The 24,000-nt window shown below is 54.0% G+C and carries 4 protein-coding genes and 1 riboswitch; of the genes, 2 read left to right on the top strand and 2 right to left on the bottom strand.

Annotation, left to right across the window (positions count from 1 at the left end):
* Window positions 1-68 precede the first annotated feature (68 nt).
* Window positions 69-14,894 (top strand): SdrD B-like domain-containing protein, encoded by a 14,826-nt coding sequence (locus Pla22_RS14155; RefSeq protein ID WP_146515506.1) that lies wholly within the window; start codon window positions 69-71, stop codon window positions 14,892-14,894.
* 83 nt (window positions 14,895-14,977) lie between these two features.
* Here the strand turns inward: Pla22_RS14155 and Pla22_RS14150 are convergent, their stop codons facing one another.
* Window positions 14,978-21,430, bottom strand: a complete 6,453-nt coding sequence (locus Pla22_RS14150) for an Ig-like domain-containing protein (RefSeq protein WP_146515505.1) — start codon at window positions 21,428-21,430, stop codon at window positions 14,978-14,980.
* Window positions 21,431-22,107: 677 nt separating this feature from the next.
* Between Pla22_RS14150 and Pla22_RS14145 the strand changes: the two genes are divergently transcribed.
* Window positions 22,108-22,554, top strand: coding sequence for a nuclear transport factor 2 family protein (locus Pla22_RS14145; RefSeq protein WP_146515504.1), 447 nt, complete (start codon window positions 22,108-22,110; stop codon window positions 22,552-22,554).
* Window positions 22,555-22,668: 114 nt separating this feature from the next.
* On the opposite strand, the gene Pla22_RS14140 is transcribed toward Pla22_RS14145, so the two are convergent.
* Window positions 22,669-23,553 (bottom strand): RluA family pseudouridine synthase, encoded by an 885-nt coding sequence (locus tag Pla22_RS14140; protein ID WP_146515503.1) that lies wholly within the window; start codon window positions 23,551-23,553, stop codon window positions 22,669-22,671.
* 132 nt (window positions 23,554-23,685) lie between these two features.
* Window positions 23,686-23,914: riboswitch (cobalamin riboswitch) on the top strand.
* Window positions 23,915-24,000: the final 86 nt, after the last annotated feature.

Genomic DNA, 24,000 nt, shown 5'->3' with positions numbered 1-24,000 from the left:
TCTCCGCTTGCCTGTGGCTTGCATTCACGCACCTTCCCCACACGCTTCCCCGAGCGTAACGCTGCACCATGAATCGCACCTCTCAAAGTTTCCTTCGCAATCGCCTTTGGCAACACCTCGAACCACGCGTCCTATTTGACGCTGCTCCCGAGGCCGAAGTTACGACAGTTGATGATACCGCAGCGCAGGATTCCGAACCCGAAGTGGCCATCGTAGCGGCATCGGACGAAACGACATCCGCAAGTGTTGAAGAGCTGGACCAAGAGGCAACCCGTGAACTTGTGATCGTGGATGCGAGCGTAGAGAACTACCAATCGCTCGTCGCAGATCTGCTTGGCAACCAAGATGAGTCACGAACCTTTGAAGTGATTGTCATTGAGGCTGACGAGGACGGTATTGCGCGATTGACAGAAGTTCTCGGCCAACGGGATAACCTTGATGCCTTGCACCTTGTTTCGCACGGCGAAGAAGGTGCATTCAAGCTCGGTCATACCTGGATCAACGATCATTCGTTGACCGCCAATGCCGGTGCGATCTCGGCATGGGGCGATGCGATTAAGGACTCCGGCGACATTCTTCTTTACGGATGCGATGTGGCGGGAAATGCAACGGGCCAAGAACTGGTCGAAAGCTTGGCCGCGTTAACGCAACAACAAGTTGCCGCCAGTGATGACGGCACGGGGTCCGCCAATCAAGATGGCGACTGGCACCTGGAATACCACGTCGGAAACGTTGATACCGATGTCGCCGTGAGCGAGTCGTTTCAGAACAGTTACGCCGAAGTGCTAGCGGCCGGACCGGGCGTTAGTTTCGCGACCGGCGCATCAAATGTTCCGATCGGTGAAGACTTTACCTTCATCGTTGAATACCAAAACACTGGCTTGGATGTCGGCTACGGTCCCTTTATCGACTTGCTGATGCCAACGTCCGGTGAGGATGGTGACGACGGAATCACCTTCAATGGTGCGACGTACCTCGGCACCAGTGTCAACGCCACGCAAATGACCTTCGGCGACTTGGGCGGCGGATACGGAATCGTGTCGCACCCATACAACGTGCAACCGGTTAACGAGACTCAAGCCATCGTAATCAATGGCGATGTCACCGGTGGAACGTTTACCCTCACGTACAATGGCCAAACAACTAGTGATCTCGCCTACGATGCGGACGCTGCCACGATTGCTAGTGAACTGGCGGCACTGTCGTCGTTGAGCGGCTCGAATATCTCCGTCACGGGTTCCTTGGCTAACGGGCACGTCTTGGTGGAGTTCATCGGCAGCTTGTCGCGAACTGACGTCAGTCAAATCAGCGTTGACAACACAAACATCGTTGCAACAACGACTGGGATAGTCGACTCGCTCAACGTCAACCAAGGCAGTGCCACCGCAGTACCAGTGAATCTTTTTGGTCGAACTGGTGACGTGCTTGTAGTTCTGGAACTGCCTTTCGGATCCTTCTCGCCCGGACAACCCGCGGCGGCGATCGCGGTGTCAGCCTCGGTCAGTGATCTTGCCGACTTGAGCACCCCGATGACCGTTCAAGCGAGAAGCGGATTCCGCTTCGGCGAAGATCCAATCGACAATCCCGATGCAGATGCCGTTCTCGTTGACGATAACGGTATCGATGTGACCGGTGAATCGCCAAGCACCCAGTGGTCCGACACGATGGACGTTACGCCGACATTGATGTCGGTCAGCAAAACTTACAGCGGGCCCGAGAGCGAAACGGCAACGGGCGAAAGTTTCTCTCGTACCTATTCAATCGTCGTAGACGTCGCCGACGGGCAAACCGTCAGCAACTTGGACATCATCGACATGTTGCCCAACAACATCGTGGTAACTAGCGTCGACAGCGTGACCGTCGGCGGGTCTCCCGCCACCTACAGTGACAACCTGGCGTCGCTGACCCAACCCGGTAACAACCAAGAATTGGTGGTAACGCTAACCGACGCCGTGGTGGGTGGCACAACATCGTCGGATGTGGTGGTAACGATTAGTTTTTATGTGGCAGAATTCGACGCCAACGGTGATCGAGTGATCCCAATCAATGGCGAAGATGATACGACCAGTTCGCCCGATTCTCGGTCACACAACAATGTCAAAGCGGTAGGTGATTGGAATCCAATTGATGGTCGTGACTCCGGTGGCACCGACAACGCCGTGTCCGACCCCGTGGGCGACGAACACGTTCTGGACGACAAAGCTATCGCGATTCAGAAATCTGCGGTCATCATCACCGACACCGGGACCGCCGGCGCGACCCCCGGCGACACGATTGAATACACGCTGAACTTTCAGATCTCGGACTACTTCACGTTCGGTGATCTTCTTGTCACCGACACGTTTCAAGACGGTCAGCGATTCGACTTTTCATCGCCGGTCACATTCTCCATCACCGATATGAATGGAACCGTTACGAACACGTTTACCGTTCGTCAATCCACGGACCCCGATGGCGGTGAAACACTAGTCGTTGACGAAACCCAAATCGACCGAACCGATGACGATCCCGATTCCATTCCTGGCAACGCCGACGATGAAGACGGCGTAACTCCCGACGGTAGCGACGGTTCGACCACGCTGACCTTCGACCTTTCTCAAGCATTGATTGACAACGGTGCTGCCGACGGGATCCTGCAGGGCGGATTGACCAATGGGGCGGTCAACGGCGGTGCGGCTTACGGCCAAATTAAGTTCCGGACCGTTATCCAAGAAGACTATAGCGATACGTTTGCGTCCAATGACCGTAGTGTTGACCAAGGCGATGTCATTACCAACACGAGCCTAGCGATCAGCGGCACGGTCCGTGAAAACGCGGAAGACGACGACCTCGGCGATGGGTTTGCGACGCTCCAACGCGTGCTAGGATCCGAGAGCGACGAAAGCAGTGCGAGCATCACGCTCATCGGGGGCACGTTGGAAAAGACGGTTTACGCGGTCAATGGCAGTACGACTCTTCCGACCGGTTCCAATGGCAAGGTGATTCTAGTTGCCGGTGACGTCGTGACCTACCGTATCAACTACACCCTACCGAGTTCCGACTTTGAAGACCTACGGATCACGGACTTCTTGCCGCTTCCCATTTTCGATGTTACTGACCATGACGCCGATGGCGTGGACAATGCCGGTGGAACCTATGGTTGGACGTTCAACGTTGGCGGTTCGTTTGACAGCACCGCTCCCGCTTCAGGTGTGATCGAGTTCGGCGACAATGACTCGTTCTACAATTCCAACCCGACATCTTCGAATATAGTTCCAACAATATCGGTGGACGCCGGAGCTAACTCGATCTCGTTGAACTTTGGCGACTACGACGACCCCAGTTCAATGCCCAGCAACATCGAACTCTTCGTTAGCGTTACGGCAAGTGACTTGCCGACTGCCGACGGATTGTTCTTGACCAACCAAGTGCGAGTGGAAGAGGGGACGACTCAAGTTTCCCCCAACGTCATCGATCGAATCGTTCAAGTCGAGATGACTCAACCGATCTTGAACATTACCAAAGGAATCGTTGCGACGGACCAGGGTGACAGCTCTTTTGATGCCCCCACCGGCCCGGTGACGTTTGCCGGGGTGGGTTCCCTGGGATCGCCATTCAGCGGAACCCTTAATAGCAATGGCCTGGACGCCACCAATGTTGACGCCAATGTGTCGAACCTTGAAGCCGGTGACCGAGTACGATTTGCCATCGTGATCGAAAATGAGGGAAGCAGCTACCGTGGAGCGCACGACGTCACGATACAAGACTTGCTACCGCCCGGGATGTCGTTTGTTGCTGGAACATTGCAGGTCGTCGATGGCACCGGCGCGTCTCATACTTTCACCGATGCCAACGCTGGTAATCCAGGCCTGTTCGGGGACGGAATCATCATCGATGATCCTGGGCCAACTCCCGACAGCAGCGGTGCGGATGCGGGATCAATCGACGGCAGCGATGCCACCAGTGGACGAAACATTTTAGTCGTCGTGTATGACGCCGAGGTCTTAGACACTGCGACGATCAACAGCACACTCACCAATACAGCCGAGATCGTTCATTACGCCAGCAAGGAAGGTGGACAGAACCATGCCGCTGGGCTAATCGACACAGCGGAAGCAGACCTTCGCAATTTCTCAGGCACCAAGACCATTGTCGGAACCAGTGAATCGCACACCGCCGAAAACGGGGGAACCGAAGAGGTCACCATTGGCGAGATCATTCGGTATCGAGTCGAGGTTGAAATCCCTCAGGGCTCGCTGCTCGGAATGTCCATCTTTGACGTCTTGCCCAGCGGATTGACGTACCTTGACGATGGCACCGCGACAGTCGCCTTTGTTTCGGACACGGGGATTACGTCAAGCACCCTCACCGATGTCAGCATCCAAACGACGAATCCGTCGTTCACTCCAACATTCTCGCTCCCAGACGATGCGACCTCACGAAACAATTCAACGCACGACGACAACTATGCGACCGGCACCGATGTTTACTTTAAGCTTGGTGACATCACGAATTCTGATAACGATGCCAACGCGGAATACGTGATCGTTGAATTCAATGTCCTTGTTGATAACAACAGTACTAGCGCCCAAAACGACACCTCTGACACTCGGCGAAATGACTTCTCGGTCTATTCGGGTACGCAAATCCAGTACGACCTTCCCCAGGGTGATCGTCCGGTCGTACGAATCGTCGAACCATTGATCAGCGATCCCAACGTCGCGGCGGATGTCTCCACCGGCGATGCTGGTGATACCATCAACTACACCATCGACTTTGCAGTTGCGACGGGGTCAAACCGCGCAGACGCTTTCAACGTGGTTTTGACGAATGACTTGGCCGCGAAAACAACCTTCGGTTCGTTCACTTCCATCACGGTGGGTGGCGTCGTTGTAACCTCGGGTGATGCCGCTTACCCGACCATCAACCAGGTTGGCAACCAAATCACGTTTGACTTTGGCGACTTAGACGAAGGTACCGATGTAGAAATCCAGTATTCGGTGACCGTTGACGGCACGGTGACTCCTGATGAAGACTTGGTCAACCAAGCCTCTGTGACTTGGACCAGTTTGTCAGGCAACTTTGGTACTGATGATGGAACCGGAGGCAACAATACCGGCAGCGACCTGACTTCACTCAACGGCCTTTCCACGGGCGGAAGCGGTGAATCGGCGTCCACGACGTACGCCACCTCATCCGGTGCGTTGAGCGGAATGAGAGATGGCAGCACTCCATCGGGCCAGCCCAATGACTACTTCGCTGACGATGCTTCGCCGGCATCGTTCAATGTCGATGTCACCTGGGATATCGACAAAACGCTCATCAGCAGCGAGATCGATGACTCGTATAACGGTTTGACCGACGTCGTCGTTGGTGAGCTCGTCGTCTACGAGATCGTTGTTTCACTGCCGGAAGCTAGCACGCCATCGTCGGTCATAACTGATCAACTCGATGCGGGGCTCTCATTTGTCAGAATGATTAGCCAAACGGATTCCGGTATCACAAGTGAGTTCACACCGACGCCTACGGTATCCACCGATGGGTCACTTATCACGTGGAACTACGGCGATATCGTCGACAGTGACACATCCGATGGGAACGGCGGAACGATCACATTGCGGTATGAAGCAGTGGTCACGAATGTTTCAACCAACCAAGCTTCGAGTTCCCTGGATAACGTTGCCACCTACACCTGGGGCGGCAGCGCAACCAACAACGTGACGGACGACGCGGTCGACGTCGTTGTCCGCGAACCCGCCATATCGCTATCGCAAACGATTTCGATTGATGGAAATGTCGGCCAAACCAATGGCGATGCTGGCGACGCGGTTGCCTATTCAATCGTTCTGCAAAACAGCAGCGGCTACGATGCATTCGACCTTGGTTTCCTAGATGTGATTCCTAAGAATGGTACGGCGTCTGCGTTGAATGGCGTGAACTTTACCGTCACGGATTCTCTGGGAACCATCACCGCGTCCGACTTCACTCTCTCGGGTGACGACGCAACGGGTTATTCGTTGCAACTCAACGGCGGCGTGGACTTAGACATGCTGGCATCTCAAGCATCCCGCACGATTACCATTGGGATCACAGGAACGATTCCATCGACGGTCAGCCCCAATGCTTCATTTAGCAATGCTCCGCAAGTCACTTGGACAAGTCTGGACGGTGACATTTCCGACCGCAGCACGCATAACGCGGCCAGCGATGAGCGAGACGGCACCAACGCATCGGACGATACCCATGACTATGTGGGCGGCGACGCGATAACGTTCATGGTGAACCCACCGGGGCTTGTCAAATCGCTTGTCTCGACAAACCAAACCGAAACGACCGGAACGGATGTCACAATCGGCGAGCAGGTCACCTACGCCATGCTTGTGACCTTGCCCGAAGGAAACACTCCTGGCCTTTCCGTTGTCGATCTATTGCCTACTGGATTGATCTATACCTCGCACTCGATTGTGACCACCGCGGCTTCATCGGGAGGGTTGTTGACTAACGACTTCAACGGAACCCTTCCCGCGGAATCTCAAACCGGTGGTTCAACCGATGGTGAGGACGTGACACTCACGTTCGGTGGAATCACGGTCGTGAATGACAATGTGGACAACAATAACTCTTTCGTTGTGTTCATCACCGCGACCGTGACCGACAACGCTGCCAATGTTGGTTACGGGGTTGGTCAAACAACGCTGTCCAATGGTGCGAGCATTGACGTCACGGGCGACGCAGTGGGGCCGCTGGCGAGCAACACCGTTGATGTTGATGTCGTCGAGTCAAACCTTCAGATCACCAAGGCTATCGACTTAGACAATGTCAATGCACGCGACACCATTACCGTCACCTTAACCGTCACCAATTCCGGCGAAGGCAACGCTTACGACGTGGTGATTCGCGACATTCTGGATTCCGCGATCTACGATGTCTCAACGGTCGCGTTGGGGTCTTCGGGAACCGAGTACCCAGCGGATTTTGCCGCAGTCAACTCGTCTGGCACCGTGACGTATAGCGGCGGAACGATCGCCGCGGGCGCTAGCGTGACCATGACCTTCACCGTCAACATCCACGACAACGTTGTGCTCGGACAAGACGTCACCAATACGGCAACGATTACCGACGCGTCGACCCTTGCAGGAACCGAAACCGGTGAACGAACTGAAACGGATGCCGACGGCGACAACAGCGATGTCGATACCGACACCTTCCACGTTCGCGAGAATACGATCGCTGGCAACGTCTACTTTGATGCCGACAACGACGGTGTTTTCGACGGGTTGGAAACCGGCATTGATGGAGTCCTTGTGACGTTGACGGGGACCGATCATCTCGGGCGTTCCGTTAGCCGAACATTCACCACCGGCACCGGTGGCCAAGCAACGGGCGGTTACCTTTTTGCCGATTTGCACCCAGGAACCTACACCGTCACCGAAACAACCGTGCCCACTTTAGCGGCCAATGGAAAAACCTATCTCGATGGACTCGACACGGCTGGCTCGGCAGGTGGCGTCACCACGATCAACGACCAAATCAGCGCGATATCGCTGGTCACCTCTGCGGAAACGGATTCGACGGGCAACAACTTCGGCGAACTTGAAGAAGTCGAACTATCAGGTCTGGTTTGGCATGACGCGAACAACGACGCAACCAAGCAAGCGGGTGAAGTCGGCATCGACGGCGTCACCGTGACTCTATCGGGCACCGATGACCAAGGCGCCATCACCAACGTGGTTACCACGACATCAGGCGGCGGACTATTCTCGTTTGATAATCTTCGGCCTGGCGAATACACCATCACCCAAACTCAACCAACCTTCACCGCACCATCAGGTCGTGACTACGCCGATGGGAAAGATCGCGATGGTTCGCTGGGAACCGGCGACGCGAGCTCGAACGACACCATCACCAGTATCAACGTCACCGCTGGGCAAACCGGTACCGACTATCGCTTTGGTGAACTCGTCGATTCAGTGGTATCTGGCTACGTCTACAACGATGTCAACAACGACGGCATACGATCTGGCGAATCAGGAATCGATGGGATTCAAATTCGCTTGACAGGAACCGACGATCTGGGCAACGCCGTCAACCGAACCGAAACAACTGCCAGCGGTGGGTTCTACCAATTCGCCAATCTGCGCCCCAGTAACGCAGCGGGATACACGATCACTCAAGTTGCTCAGCCATCGGGTTATCTCGACGGCACGGACGCAGTGGGCACCCAAGGCGGTACGCTCGCAAACGATGCGCTAAGCCAGATTGTGATCACGTCGGACACCAGCGGAACCGAAAACAATTTTGGCGAGCTTCGCCCTAGCACGCTGGAAGGCTACGTCTACAACGATCTGGACAACGATGGGAATCGGGAAGCAGGCGAACACGGAATTCAAGGAGTTCGGGTCACGCTTACTGGAACCGATGATCGCGGCAACACGATCAATACCTTCGTGGACACCGACGTCAGCGGACAATATCGCTTCACGAACCTACGGCCTAGCGACGGTAGCGGCTACACGTTGACCGAGACTCAGCCCGCGGATTGGACCGACGGCATTCACAGTGATGGAAGCCTCGCCAATGGGGACATCACCGTTTCTAATGTGATTAGCAGCATCAATGTCAACGAAAACGCCGCTGGTACGGAATACAACTTTGGCGAACAGGGTGCCACCATCTCAGGCACTGTGTTCGTCGATGACAACCGAGATGGGACTCGACAAGTCGGTGAATCCGTAGGTGTAGACAGCGTGCGAATTGAATTATTCGCATCCGATGGAACTACTCTGCTAGATTTCACAACCACGGATAGCAGTGGAAACTACGAGTTCATCGATTTGGCTGCGGGCGACTACGTTGTTAAAGAAATCCATCCCAATCGCTATACAAGTACGTCGTCGGATACGATCAGCGTCAACCTGCCCACCACCGGAATTAGCGATCAGAACTTCGGCGAGGCACTGTTCGATATCGGCAACTACATTTGGTTCGACGAAAACGGTGATGGCGTTCAAGACGGAGATGAACAGGGCATTGGCGGCGTCACGGTTGAGTTGATCTACGATGGTGGCGACGGTGACTTCACTAATGGGAACGAAGTGGTTTCCAACACGACCACCAATGCAAGCGGGTCCTACCAATTCACCGAGCAGTTCAACGGCAACTACCGCGTCGTCGTCAACGGCGGTGTTCCATCGGGGACAATTGCGACGAGCGAAACGGATGATTCAAGTGTCGCGGTCGACGGCACTTCCCATATCGTTATTAGTGGAACCGACCGCTTCGATGTCGATTACGGCTTCACGGGAACTGGCACCATCGGTGATCGAGTATTCTTTGATGGCGATGGTGACGGACTTCAAGACGCTGGCGAACCCGGCTTCGAGAATATCACCGTGAACCTTGTTTATGCGGGCGTCGACAATGTCTTCGGAAACGATGACGATCTGCAATTTTCGAAAGTAACGGGAACCAACGGAATCTACTCTTTCGCCCGCATGCCCGGTGGCGACTTCCGCATCAACGTCGACACGTCCGACACTGATTTGCCAGGAGGTTTAACGGCAACCTCCGGCGCCGAGTCTCATTCAGGGTTAGTCAACGTATCACTTGCCGATGGTGCGACCAACAACACTTTGGACTTCGGGTTCACAGGAAATCGCACGGTTGGTGACACGGTATTCTTCGACATTGACGGCGATGGAACTCAAGACGGTGACGAGCCCGGTATCATCGGTGTTGTTGTGCAAATCGCAATCGACATCGATGGGGACACTATCGCCGACTACACCGCCTCCACCACGACGGACCAATCCGGCCAATACTCGTTCGATAAAGTTCCCGACGGCACTCACACCATTACCATCGTCACGCCCAACGGTGGCACGCCAACCACGGACCACGATGGCAGTGCTGGCGGTGATGCGGCATCAACGTTCACGATCTCTGGCACGAATGACCTGACGCAAGACTTCGGCGTCATTGGAACCGGCAGTATTGGCGACACAATCTACTGGGACATCAACCGAAACGGTGCCCAGGATGCTGGCGAAGCGGGTCTTTTCAACGTACCCGTGCAGCTTGAAATTGACTTCAACAGTGACGGAACACCCGACCACACACTCAACACCACCACGGACAACACGGGTCACTATCTTTTCGAGAACTTGCTGGCGGGCACCTATACATTGACCGTCACGCCGCTTACCGACACGATCCAAAGTGATGACCCCGATTCAACATTGGATCACTCTAGCGTTGTGACGCTAACGGCAGGTCAGGACAAACTTGACCAAACGTACGGCTACTATGGCCAATCCACGCTAGGCGACTTGGTGTTCTGGGATGTCAACAACAATAACGTTTTCGATGCCGGCGTGGACCAAGGAATCGAAAACGTCGATGTGACGCTAACCATTGACTTCGATGGTGACTCGACCATCGACTATACCCAAACGGTCCAGACCGATTCCGACGGCGAGTATCTTTTCGAAAACTTGGTAGCGGGCACTTATGCAATCACCGTCACCCCCGCCTCACTTCCCGGAAGCATCGCCGCGAACCCGACGACCGATGGTGACGGCACGGGAACCGCTCACGTATCTACCATTGTCTTAGGTTCGATCGAAACTGATCGTGACCAGGACTTCGGATACACGGGAACTGCTCGAGTAGCGGATCTGGTTTTCTGGGACGCCAACAACAATGGTGTGTTTGATGCAGCGACGGAAGCGGGGCTTCCGAATGTACCGGTGCAGCTAGAAGTCGACATCGATGGCGATGGCTCCTACGACTACACACTCAACACAACCACCGACGCCGACGGTCTTTACGAGTTCGTCAACTTGCCCGCGTCCACCTATCGAGTCACCGTCACTCCGATTGCAGGTACTTCACCCACTGCGGACCCCGACGGCACCCTTGATCACGTCACCGTGTTTTCGCTAACGGCTGGCCAGGACAAGTCGGACGTGGACTTTGGCTATCGCGGCAATAGCAGCATTGCTGAACGAGTTTTCTTTGACTACGTCGGTGACGGCGGCGTCTACAACGCGATTGAAAACGATCGGGGTATGAGTGGGGTCGACGTGACCTTGTCCATTGATGTCAACGGTGACACCACAGTTGACTACACCATCACCACGACCACCGATTCCAACGGGCTGTATTCCTTCAATCATTTGATTGCCGGTGACTACACCATCGTTGTTAACTCCACCGACTTGCCGGATCAAATGGGGGCCAACCCAACGTACAATGTCGATTCCACGGTCGATAACACAACGGTGGTGACGCTTCCAATTGACACTTCCAACACCACCACGAATTTCGGCTATCACGCCACCCCGGACTACAATATCGTGATCGATGACGGCAACGATAATGTTGTCACAGGCCAATCTTTCAACTACACCGTTACCGTTCGCAATGATGGAACTTTGCGCGGCAACAATGCTGTCGTGACGGTCGCTTTTCCGAACGACATCCTTGAAAACGTTGCTGCAACGACGGGTGGAATCGTCGACGCCACAGCGGGTACCGTTACCTGGAACTCTACGACCACACCTGCACTGGCAGTGATGAACGTAGGCGAAGAAGTGACGTTGAACATCACTGCCGACGTGGTGGAAATCCTAAACGGAAACAATCAACCGATCGTATTAACGTCGAATGTCACCGATGACCTCTTCAACGGCATCGATCCTGTGTTGACCAACAACACTGAGCCCGACTTAGATCAGATTGCTGACATTCAGTCACTCAAGAACGTTACGAATGTCGTAGCCAATGGCGACCACTGGGACGTTTCATTCGAATTGACCGTTATCAACACTGGCAGCGTTCAGCTAGACCAACTCACGCTGTTGGACAACTTGGCCAGTCAGTTTGGGTCGGCCTACGTATCCGTGACGACACCCGTCGTCGACGCGACCGCCATCGCCACCGGAATAGCGCCCACGGTAAATCCGCTTTGGGCGACTGACACATCGTTGGACATGTTGGATCCAACCAACACCAGTGAGTTCTTCGCTGCCGGTGAATCCTATACAGTCACCTACACCGTCACGCTTGATCCCGATGCCTCGGGGACCTCTTTCACGATCGACAATACGGCTACCGCTGGTGGAATCGACATCAGTACCGTACCTGGCACACCCTTGGCAGTAACCGACGACAGTGATTCCGGTGCGAGTGCAACGACGACCAACCCGGGCGCCCCGGGTGACACGGGTTCGGAAGACGACTCGACCCCAATCTACATTCCCGATGTATCGATCGCGAAGATTCAAACGGGAGCGGTACAGGACTCCATTTCGCACAACTATACCGTTGGCTTTCGATTGTACGTCGAAAATATAGGCACGGTGACTTTAGACCAGCTTAGTGTCGTCGATAGCATTGCGGCTCAATTTGGGAACGCCTTTGTCGGCATCGAGGCAGGATCGCTAACGCTGACCGCAGCAATCGGCACCGGCACTTTCCCGGTCGTCAACCCAGGTTGGGAAACCGACACAACGGCTTCGATGATCGACGCTACCGGGGCGAGTCTAGACGCCGGAGACTCGTTCATCTTGAACTTCAACGTGATTGTCGATCCAGACGGGATCGACGGACTATCACAAGAAGTGACCAATCAAGCGACGGTGTCCGGTCGTGGACTCGATGAAAACGGAAACCCCTTGCTCGATTCAGGGAGCAACCCGATCATCACGACGGACTTGTCCGACAGCGGTGCGAACGCTAACTCGAACAACCTGAACGAACCGGGCGATTCAACGGGCAGCGATGATCCGACACCTGTTGTCATTCCCGAAATCGGCGTCGCCAAACGTTTGGTTAGTTCCGTGGCCTCGACGACCGCGGGCAACCGAGACCTCACGTACGAACTAGTGGTTCGCAACTTAGGCACGGTTGACCTATTTGATCTGTCACTATTAGAAGATCTTGACGCTCAGTTTGGAACTGCGTTCAAAGGTGTCATCTCGAACCCAGTGTTGTTCGATTCCACGGCGTCGACCGATCCAACACTATCGACTTGGGATGGCAACGCCGCCGTTGATATGTTTGACGGCGTCAGCGGAACACTACGCCCAGGCGAGGAATTCAAAATACGTTTTACTGTGGAAGTCGACATCGACGCGTTGAGTGCATCGTCGAACAATCAAGTCACCGCCTCGGGTGACTGGGACGTTCAACCGGGTGTGGTAGGGATCAACGGTACGGTCAGCGACCTTTCTGATACGGGCACTGATCCGGCAGGTAATAACCCGGGCAACCCCGGTGATACAGGCGGATTCGATGATCCAACGCTTGTTCCCGCGATCGGAATTGCCAAGGATCACGGTGACTATAGCGAAGCGGTTGATCTCGACGGAAATCCCACAGGTGTCTTCACTGTTCCGACCGTGTTGATGATCGAAAACTTAGGTGCTACTGACCTAACCAACTTGAACCTTCGTGACGATATCGCAACTCACTTCGGTGACAAATTCGTTTCTGTTGAAAACTTGGCGGTTGTGGCAACTGGTGTCACTGGCACCGCCCCGACCGCGAACGCTGCATGGATGGACGACACGACGCTCAATATGCTTAGCGGTGGTTCGCTGCGTCCCGGAGACTCATTCACCGTAACCTTTGACGTCACCATCAACCCTGACGCCGGCGACGAATCGGGCTACTTAAACAACCAAGCTGTGATCACCGGCAGTGACCCATCGAATCCGACCGCAGTTGTTCAAGACTTCAGCGACAGTGGACCCGATCCGTCGGTGAACAATGTCGGCGAACCGGGTGATACCGCTGGTGCCGACGACCCTACGCCGATTTCCATTCCTGACATTGGGCTTGCGAAGCGAATCGTCAACGTAAATCAAAAGGGATTGACCTTTGAGTTGACGATTGAGCTGAACCTAGAAAACATCGGAACCGTCGACCTCAATGACATCGAACTTTTCGACGACATCGCAACTGAGTACGGTGCCAATTTTGGCCGCATTGTTGCGACGCCTGTGATCGTTGGTTCAACCGCGACGGCGACACCAACGTTGAACGCTGGATATGCGTCGGACACCTCACAAGCCATCTTCGACGGCACCGACGGATTCTTCAAGCCTGGTGAATCACTAACACTACGTATTGTCGTAGAAGTCGTGCCCGAGAACGGACAAACGGAGGTCACGGTGATCAATCAAGCCACCACCAGCGGCAATCCACTAGATGAAAACGGTAATCCGCTGCGGGACGATTCCAATAGTTTGATTGGACGGATCTATGATCTGTCCGATAGCGGAGCAGTTGCGACGGGATCTAACCCGGGTGCTGCGGGCGATACCGGTAGTTGGGACGATCCGACGCCGCAACCTCTGACGTTCTTCACCTTCGATGCGTTCAACGATCCCAGCCAGGGACAAAAGGGACTCGAACAGGATTTCCGCGAAGACTCTTCGAATCCGTTCAACAACCGGGCCTCGGTAAACCCCGACGATTACCGCAGCCGAGGAATGTTGACTCACCAAATATCGCGACTTGCACCGGAGCCTATCTTTAGTGGATCAGCTCGTCCGGGCACCCAAATCTTCGGACGGGTTTATGATTCAGCCGGACGTTTGATTGGCGAAGAACTTTCAATGGCTGATGTCGGCGGAAACTGGATGATGCAGTTCCATCACCTGGGAAGCCAAGACCACGCCCGCATCGAGTTCACCGAACTACCAGGATCCAGCGGAGCGTTCGATGCGAGAGGCGACGTGTACGGATACCTCGGGATGGACAGCCTGAATAATGACTACGCTTCGCTTGAACCATGGACCTTCTACGATCAATCGCACGAGTTCACCGCCACCTATCGTCCCACCGTCCAGCAATCACTGCTCGGCGAACACCAAAAAGCCACTCGCCCCCTTGGTTTAGGACGCTAGTCGGGCCAATCGTACGTCGTTGCATTCATGTACCGTACGTCGTTGCATTCATTTTCGTAGAGCCGATTTGGCCGACATCCAGTCTACAGGCTGACGAGATCCGCGAGCGATCCCCATGAATGCTTGTGGCACAACGTTCCGGATACTTTCACCGTGAACGTGGTTAGATCGAACGAAAACTCATCGAGCGATGCTTTACCGACGTTCCCGAAGGTGATGCGATCGAAGAACGAGGCTAACCTTTCACCGGCTGGCGTGTCGCGAAGGTCCAGGTCGAAACTGTCATTGGCAAAGTCACGCAGGTCGTCGAACTCGCTGCGAATGAAGTCGACGTCAAGGTCTAGTCGGTCAAGCAACTGCCCCGCAATGACACCTTCGTAGGAACGTGCGCCCAACATCACGTTGGCCAACTCACCCAGGATTTCAACCGTCAAGTCGGGTAGTCCCTGTTCACGCAGCTCTCGCACTGCCAAGTCAACAAGTTCAGCCGTTAATGTGGGAGTCGAGAACTCGTCAAAGTCGAAATCGTCCAGGTAGCCGTCGATGGTGGCATCCATGTCCTCGAGCGTTGGGATGTCTTCCCCTTCTGGGATCTTCCAAACCAAAGTGAAGGCCGCATGAGGGGAATCAACATTCAGGTCCAAGCCATCAATCAACGACTTGACGTAGGGAGTGTCCAAGACTTCATCGGACGACAATTGCGCGAGAGGATTTAAGTCGCCGAGTTTGCCACCCGCACTGGTAAGATCAAGTTCATATCGGTAGGTCACCGGAGTCCATTTCAGTTCCAAGTGCGGCGATTCAAACGGCTGCTGAGTTAGCAACGCTTTGATGATTCCCGGCACGATTGCTTCCCATTGGGCTTCCCCTTTTTGCTTAAGCCAACTGAAGAGGTCGTTCAATTCCATTCGCAGGTGGTTGGCGAAATCTTTCAACGCGTCCTTCGCCGACCCACCGAAAGTTGCCACCAATTCGGCTGCATCGCCGAGCATCGTTTCGCCACCGAAGTATTCGACGAAGCGCTCCGACGCAAAATAGACGTTGGTTGCCCCGAACGCACTGTGCTGATCGTCACGAATGTCGTCGTAGTTGTTGGTTACCAACAGCTCAACGCCGAGGACGTTCGTGATTACTTCGATGGGATCCAGATCTGGGAAGGAGATATCACCCTGTAGCAAATCGAATAGCTTGCGACTGTCGTAGTCGACGCCGGGCGCGATGTTGGCATCAACGAACAGAGAACCATTCACTAGATTGAGTGTCAGATCGAATCCAGTTTCAACCTTGTAAGCAATCAATTCTTGATCAAAGACTGAAAGCAGATTGTCTTTGACCAATTGTGAAACCTCGCCGCCGGTATCCTTTGCCCAATCGGCGAATTCACCGCCGGCTTGCTTGACGGAGTCAACGGCAGGTTCAAGTTGTTCCTTGACGTCGCTTAGGACGTCGGTCGCGTAACCAGCCGCCATTTCGATCGAATCCGCGATCTCTTGGACCGACCCTAACGGATTGTTTTGATCGAGCGTCTGAAGATCATTCGCGAGCACTTCGATTATGCCTTCCGGCGAGCTCATCGCTTCGATTCTGGCATCAACGTGTTCGAGCCCATCTTCAAGAATGCTTTCCGCCTTTGACTGAGTGAACTGCACAAGGCCTTCACTCGCATCCTTAACCTCGTTGACCTTATCAGTGTAGGCCGATTTCGCTTTTGCTTCGAGCTTGACAAACTCGTCGTTCGCATTGTCTCGCAATTCAATGAAGTCGTCTTGGATTTGGCCAAGACGAACTTTCATCGTTCCAATTTGTCCGTTAATTTCAGCCTGGACGATCGCGGATACTCTTCGAATGTTCGATTCAAGATTCGATATTTTATCTTCAAGTTGATTCTTGGTCTTGATGTACAACTCTTGATAGTGCCTGCTCAACCGGTCGAAGAAGCCGCGAGCCTCTTTGACAACCTGATCGCGACAGGCAGCCGGATCGCTAGCGCAACTCACTATGTTTTCGCCACCGCCCGTGACAAACTCCACGACCCCGCCCCATCCGTAAAATTCCACCCGATTGACGTCTTCGCTGATTCGTTCGATGTTCTCTTCAGATTCATTGAGAGCGCTAACGCTAGACTCAAGTTTGACCTTTTCTCGATTCCATTGAGCTTCTTTTTCAAGCTCACGTTTGGCTTGCGAATCGCGAAGCGCCGCGATCTTTGCGACGGCATCGGCTTCGAGCTTTCTACCTAAAGCGCGGGCTTCGCTAATCTTATTGTCGCGATCCAAATCGAATCCTTCGATCTTGCTATCCCGTACTGCTTCCGCTGCCTCAATTTGGCTCTGTTCCCACTGTTGCTTTTCAAACTGTTCGGTCGCAAATCGCTTCAAGCCTCCGGAAACGTCCAGACCTAATTCACGAATTTCGGCACGCATGGTATACGGCGCTCGCTCCGCGATCATCTCGATGCCCGCCAAATACTGGTACCCGAGAAGTTGAAACATATTCACCGCATCGGCGAGTTCGCCGCTAAACCCGCCGCCACCGTACAACTGATCTTGCACAGGCTGTGGATCAATAAAGCCATCGACAGTGTGAAGCGGATCAATACGCGAAATCAATTCCGGCGGTTCTATGGCTTTCACGGCATCGAGTTCCTGCAATCGAACCGCCATCAACTCGCTGAATTTGACGTCAACCAATGGAAGGAGTGCGATGCCTTGACCGGTGCCGCCGACAACCTGGACAAGCAATCGCAACTCGGTGCTACCTCGGTTCCAGAAAGGATCTTGTTGCGGTGGTAAGGTCAACGATGTCTGAAAGTCAATACTTTGCCCACCTTGGATCTGTTGATCGCTCGCAAGGGAACCTAACAAACGATCACGGTTGTCGATCACGTCATCATGGCTAAGGTAGTATGCGAGCGTCAGCGGTTGAGAGGGCTCAGAATCATCGTTGGCAACCGTGGCAATCACCTCGATGGAGCCTCCCACGGTAGGCGTCTGGTCCGCTAGTGAGCTCACATCAACTTCGACGGGACGCAACAAAGGCTGGACTTGCAGATTGAAAGCTTGCGTATAAAAACTTTCTTGATTCGCGTTTGAGTCAGAATCGAAGTACTCAACTTGCAGCGTGTCCAAACTGGCGAACGTAACGTTGTGTGAATAGTGCCTCGCATCTTCCGGATGGATCTGAACCGACTCGCCAACCAATCGGCCCAGAGGATCCAAGACCTGCATCGAACGATTGGCCAACACCATCCATCCTTCTTCATTGATTGCAGCGAACCAAGAATAAATTCCGTGCTGAACGATTTGCATTGACTCGGCGTCATCTACGTTTCCGATGGCAGCCAAGTTTTCCCAAGCGACGACATAGTCACCGTTGCTATTGATCGCGGATGAATCCCATTCCGAACCATCGTGAAAGCCGCCGTTGAAATCAAATTGCCGAACTTCGCCAAGTTCTGCACCCGCCTGAGTAAAGGTCTGCACAAACACGGGTTCGGCAAGATAGGTTTCTTTCCAAGCGATCACTCCATCGCCATTCTCATTCATCGCGGCAGTGAACGTGTAGCCGTCGGATCCATCACCGGCGATCAAAACGGGATCGCCGATAGCTTCGTCGTCCGGCCCCAGTCGGAACATCCAGAGGTTGGGTCCCGTAGTGTCGTCGATTCCACTAACGTCGCTTGCGAGAACAATCAAATTGCCATCTGCGTCACCCTTGAGTTCGTACTTCCACGGGCTTCCGGGAACAACAAGCACCGGATCACCCTTCGCTTCGCCTCGACCATCGAGTCCTGCGTCGCTGTATCGAGTGACGTAAACTCCCGCGTCTTCACCAGCAAAAATGGAAGTCGCTACCGCCGAGTCGCCGTTGTCATAGCGAACAATGTGATCGGGTTGTGGAACATCGTCCTTTTCGACTTCTTGCTGATGAACAGGATCACCACTGGGCACTAAGACTGACGCCGTCAAACGCGGTACAGAAATCACGTCAATCGTCGCTGATACCGCTTGGCTTTCGATAGCTGCCGAAAACGTATAGGCTCGCGATATTGCGAAGAAAGTGACGTCATCGCTGTTTTTTTCCGCGATGGGTGTGCCAGTCCATGTCCATCCATCGTCGCCGTTCTCGTCTTCACCGAGGTAACGATCGATACCTTTGATTAACTGTCCGTCGCCGTCGGTATCTTGATAGAACAGAACTTCGGAAATTTCATATTCCGGGTGCCAAGCACCGCGAGCGGTTAACGTCACCTCATCGGTTCCAAGATCCGAGATGGCGGATGGTGAAGCCGTTAACAACTGTAAGCTTGATTGGTCGGCTGACACATTGACGGTGAAGCTGAACGACGAATCGTTCCCTTCGCTAAGGCCTCTGGCTCGGATGGTGAACTCATGAGTGCCAATCGCTTGTTCTGGCACGTACCACGCAAACGCCCCTGTCTGCACACTGAATTCCAAATAGCCGTGCTCGTCGCTGTCAAATCCTTCCAACACATAAAATGCCCCGACGTCCACGGGATGAATGGTTCGGAAGTCCAAGACCAAAGTGTCGCCGACCTTGGTTTCGATCGGATCGCTATAGTCATTGCCCAGCACGAACAAAGGCGGAGCGGATTCCAAAGGATTGTCAGCTAACAGCGAATCGCTGTAGGTCGCCAACGCGGCTTGGTAGTTGGTCTTCAGAGTCGCAAGCTGGTCCTGTACCCAAGCGGCAACTTCCATCTTTCGCTGAGTCGAGCGTTTGTTCGATAGCAGCCAGTCCTCAGATGCAAGCTGACGTTTCACCGTTTGCTCATAGTCGAACAAAATAGTCGAAAGCATTTCGGTGAGTTGACCACGAAGGTGAGGTTCAAACTCGTCTAGTTGTTCAGCCACCGAGGCCAAGAATGCCGGGGTGGTTTCTAAGTCGAGAGCCTCGGCCTCGTCGATCAGGGCAACAACGCGGTCGATCTGCAATTGGTTGTCATCGCGGGTGTCTTCCACCGTCAACTTGAATTGACTCACCACGCTATCGCTGGAATCGGCGACCGCGATGTTGATCAAGACCTCTCCCACGAGTCCTTCTTCTGGGATCACCGTCACTGTGTCCTGAGTGACCGACACGGTCGCGGGTGCAAGAATTTGTGGTTCTGCTTCACCAAGCCGTAGTGGTTCGTCGTAGATGCTACTATCAAGCACGGCAATTAACTGCTCGGTGCGACTTGCTGTTGCATCCTCGCCCAACCACTCAATCAACTCGCCGTCGGGCAACAGAAAGAAAGACGTGCCGTTGTCACCAAAAAACCACTTTTCGTTCAGGCCTGTTAAGTTGAAGAGTTCGTCACTACCGTACCTGAGTCCATAAGTGGAACGAATCTCATGAAGATGATTCGCAACGGTCGCAAAGCCAACATATTGCAGCGAATCAGTGTCTTCGAGATCGAACACTGTGATGGGTAGTTCGATTGCTCGCTCGTTGAGCAAAAGCGTTTGATCGTCGAACGACGACGTGATTACGGGAACGTCGTTGACCGATTCGATATTGAGTGTCAACGTGACCAGACCGCTGCTATTTTCGCCGTCGCTCACTTCGTAGATGACGAAGTCGGTTCCAAAAAAGTCTTCCTGTGGATCATAAAGATATTGTTTGCCGTCCACGCTAAGCGTCCCAAACTCGGGCTGATGAACGATCGTGATCACCAGCGATTCCAGGTCGCTATCGGGATCATAAATCTGGGACGAGATATCGAGCACGACCATGCTATCTTCGGCAAGCTGTGTTTCTACCAACCCAGGTTGCGGTGGCGCCACCAGGATTTCGATTTCAATGTCCTGTTGTTTTCGATTCTCATGGTCGTGATCGGCCCCCAGCGAGCTGAAGAAAAGTGTCACATCACCAGGCCCCACCACGTCTTTTAGCATCGCACGCATCTGTCGATCGCTGAGCTTGAAGTAACCTGTGGAATCCACGTTGGGTGACAGATCAATCCAGGTCAACTCGCCGTCCTGTTCCACGCCGATGTAGACCGAATCATCGCTGCCAGCAAAATTGATCTTGCCTTCGATGCCAAGGTCAAACGTCTTTTCATCGCGAACACCAGATTGATCTGGGTCGGTGTCGTTAGCTAAACGAAAAGTGACTTGTGTACTGTTTCGACCAATCGCATTGATGAGTTGCAGAGCGTCTCGCGCGGTTACTCCGTCGGATCCGGTGACATCAAAATAGAAGTCGCGTGGCGGTTCGGTTTCTTCTGCATTGACGCTCGATTGTTCCCCATCGTTGCTGGCGGTGATCCTGGCGATCTGATTGATAATGTTCAACGCGTCCAACGCGGAAATCGTCAGGTCGTTATTCACATCCAGCGGATTGCCGGGATTCTGAAGATCACCCGCGAGTAACTCGCGACGATCGAGTTGCTCGTATCGAAGAGATCGTTTTCCGGTTGACCTTATTTTGCTCCCACGCCTCCTTGCCGCCCGCTGGATACCGCGACGTGTGGGGTCGCCCTCGGAAGCCTGACAAGCGAGTTTGGATGAAAAGGGGAGCCAAGTTTTCATGGCAAAAGCCGATGCAGGTGGGTTCGAATTGAAATAAGCCGTCCATGGGGCAACCTCTGATTCCCTGGCGTATTGAGCCTCTGCCCCCCAAGTTACCATAGATCGACTCATTACCGACCCCAGGAGAAGGGTTTGGTCCGAATGAACTTGGACAGTCCTTAGATGGATGGCTGATCTGGCCGAGGGCGGGTCCTCGACGCACATCCTTGGACCAACCTGATGTCACTGGCCATAGCAGGAACTCCGAATGAAATTCAAAAGGCATCAACGCACAACGAAAGAATGAAAACGGATACCAATCACAGCCCGAACGGTTGAACCGACGAACCTCGGTACGACTCATTTTTCCTGCTGGAGAAACATGTTGGACAGGTATGACGGACAGGCATGGTGCACAAACATGCTGGGCCGTTCGATTGACTGGCATCGTGATATGGACTGGCATGAACGAGCGGCGTTCACGAAGACCGATTGCGATCACGCGAAGGTCAAGCGAGCGAGTACACGGGCTTGGTTCGATGAATTCGCTTAGTTCGCCACATCGTGTCGCTTGATTAGCTAAAATGCACTTCAACGCTTTTCCGGAGTAGCTTGTACCGCGTCATGAACCGGACTGCTTCACCGATCTACGATCGAACCACTTTGCCATCTGTTGGACCTGAACAAAGAACGATGCAATGCAACCCGATGAAGAGTCTTTAAGTCCGAGGGAGCTCATTTACCGCGCGTTCCTGTTCCGATGGATCAAGAACGGTTGGGAATCTCGATCATCGGTTTGCGTTTCAGATTACTTTCACCCCGAATGTGTCGTTACGGGCATGGCCCCGGTTGTCTTGGAAGGTGTGGATCAAGTTCAAGCCGCCTATCAGTCTCTGCACGCTCGCGTTGAACATTGCCACGCCGAGACAAGCTTCATGTTGATCCGCGATGAATCGTTTTCGCTGGTGATGGAACTGCAAGGCGTCCACCGCGACACTGGCAAAGACGTTGTGATTGAAGTGGGTGTTCACGGACGGCTCAAAGACGATCTTGTCTTTCAGTGCCACAACGTTGTGGACTATACGAGTATGTACGCAAAACTCGGCATCCTCGATGCTACGAAACTGCAAGACGAACTGGGTTGACGCCGGTGCTCGGTGCGGACTTACGACATCTCGTGCCGTTAGGCACTCAAGAACCGCACGTCACATGGCTCGCACAGATCTCTTGCAGTTCATTTTGAAAACTCAGTTTTTCAATCATCCATGTTCCTGCCAACCCTCTCGTCCAGCGGCAACCGTCACGACCGATCCACTGATGGGGTGAGTGAACGTCAAGGATTGCGCGCGTAAGAAATACCCGCCGTCTCCCGGCAAGCCGGGATTGATGGCTCGAGGGATTCCACCGGTGTCGTATAGCGGATCGCCGACCAACCGATGGCCGATGGAGGCGAGATGAATTCGAATTTGATGAGGACGACCGGTGTGAAGGTCAACCTCAAACAGAGTTGTTGACTCGTAGCGTTCAACGACGCGGGCGACGCTACGCGATGGCTTGCCGGAATCGTTCGCGGCGTGGACCTTGCCGAGTCGCGGATGATCGACGGGACCAATCGGAGTCTGGATGTCGTAGATGTCCTCGGCTGCAACGCCACTGGCCAAGGCCGAGTATTGCTTTAGCACGTTCGGCCAGTCGTTCGAAAGCGTTGTTGCAGTCATGGAATCAAGAGCCATCATCACGAGACCCGACGTGCAGCGTCCGAGTCGATGCAAGGGACTGGCACTAGGAAAATCCTTTCGCACGAGATTCAACAACGTGTGATCAAGGAACCCACCGCCGGGTAGCGTCGGAAGGCCACTGGGTTTGTCGACGACCAGCAAACGATCGTCTTCAAACTCGATGGAATAGCGAAGCGGTACATCCGCCTCGATCCACCCCGGACGGTTCCACACCAACCGGTCGCCGGGTCGACACTCTGTATCAACCCGAGCAACGTTTTCGTTGACCGTTACCTCACCTTGCTCAATTCGTTCTCGCCACTGGACGGCCGTCGAATGATCAAAACGGTCGGCTAAGAACGAGAGGACCGATTGGCCTCGGGCACGGGAAGGAATTTGGATTGAGTAGCTGTATCCGTCGTTCAAAGGACCAGTCGCATTTACGGGGGGATTGCTCGCTGAAGATCGACGTTTTCGGTGGTTTGCAGGCCAAGACCAGCGGCCTGCCCCTGTTCTTTGAAGCTTGCCCTTTGACACTTCACAGGTCGGTGGTTACCTTTGCGACGAACGATTCTTGGTGCTGGGCGCGTTCATGAAAACCCGTCCAGGAACAGGGAACTTCGGTGAGATTCCGAGACGGCCCGGCCGCTGTGTGCGTTGTGGTGACGAGTAAATTGTTACCGCCCTGACTTCATTCTGATAGCCATTGCAGAGATTTATCTCGGCGAGAAGGCGAAGCATGGGGAACGACGCGAGTCAGAAGACCTACCACTGATCGGACGCGAGGTGACCTTCTAGGGTGAGGTCCGTGTCGAACACGTGTCGTTGGAAATCAGTCGCTGCCCGAATGCAGAGATCTCGACTTGCTTTCTG

The sequence above is a fragment of the Rubripirellula amarantea genome (assembly GCF_007859865.1).
GTDB classification, from domain to species: domain Bacteria; phylum Planctomycetota; class Planctomycetia; order Pirellulales; family Pirellulaceae; genus Rubripirellula; species Rubripirellula amarantea.
The sequence above is the reverse complement of the archived record's forward strand: the minus strand, read 5'-3'. Positions and strand labels throughout refer to the sequence as shown.

What these genes read in the sequence shown, in the direction of transcription:
- Pla22_RS14155 (WP_146515506.1), top strand. Translation starts at nt 69, where the DNA reads ATGAATCGCACCTCTCAAAGTTTCCTTCGCAATCGCCTTTGGCAACAC.
- Pla22_RS14150 (WP_146515505.1), bottom strand. Translation starts at nt 21,430, where the DNA reads ATGAAAACTTGGCTCCCCTTTTCATCCAAACTCGCTTGTCAGGCTTCC.
- Pla22_RS14145 (WP_146515504.1), top strand. Translation starts at nt 22,108, where the DNA reads ATGCAACCCGATGAAGAGTCTTTAAGTCCGAGGGAGCTCATTTACCGC.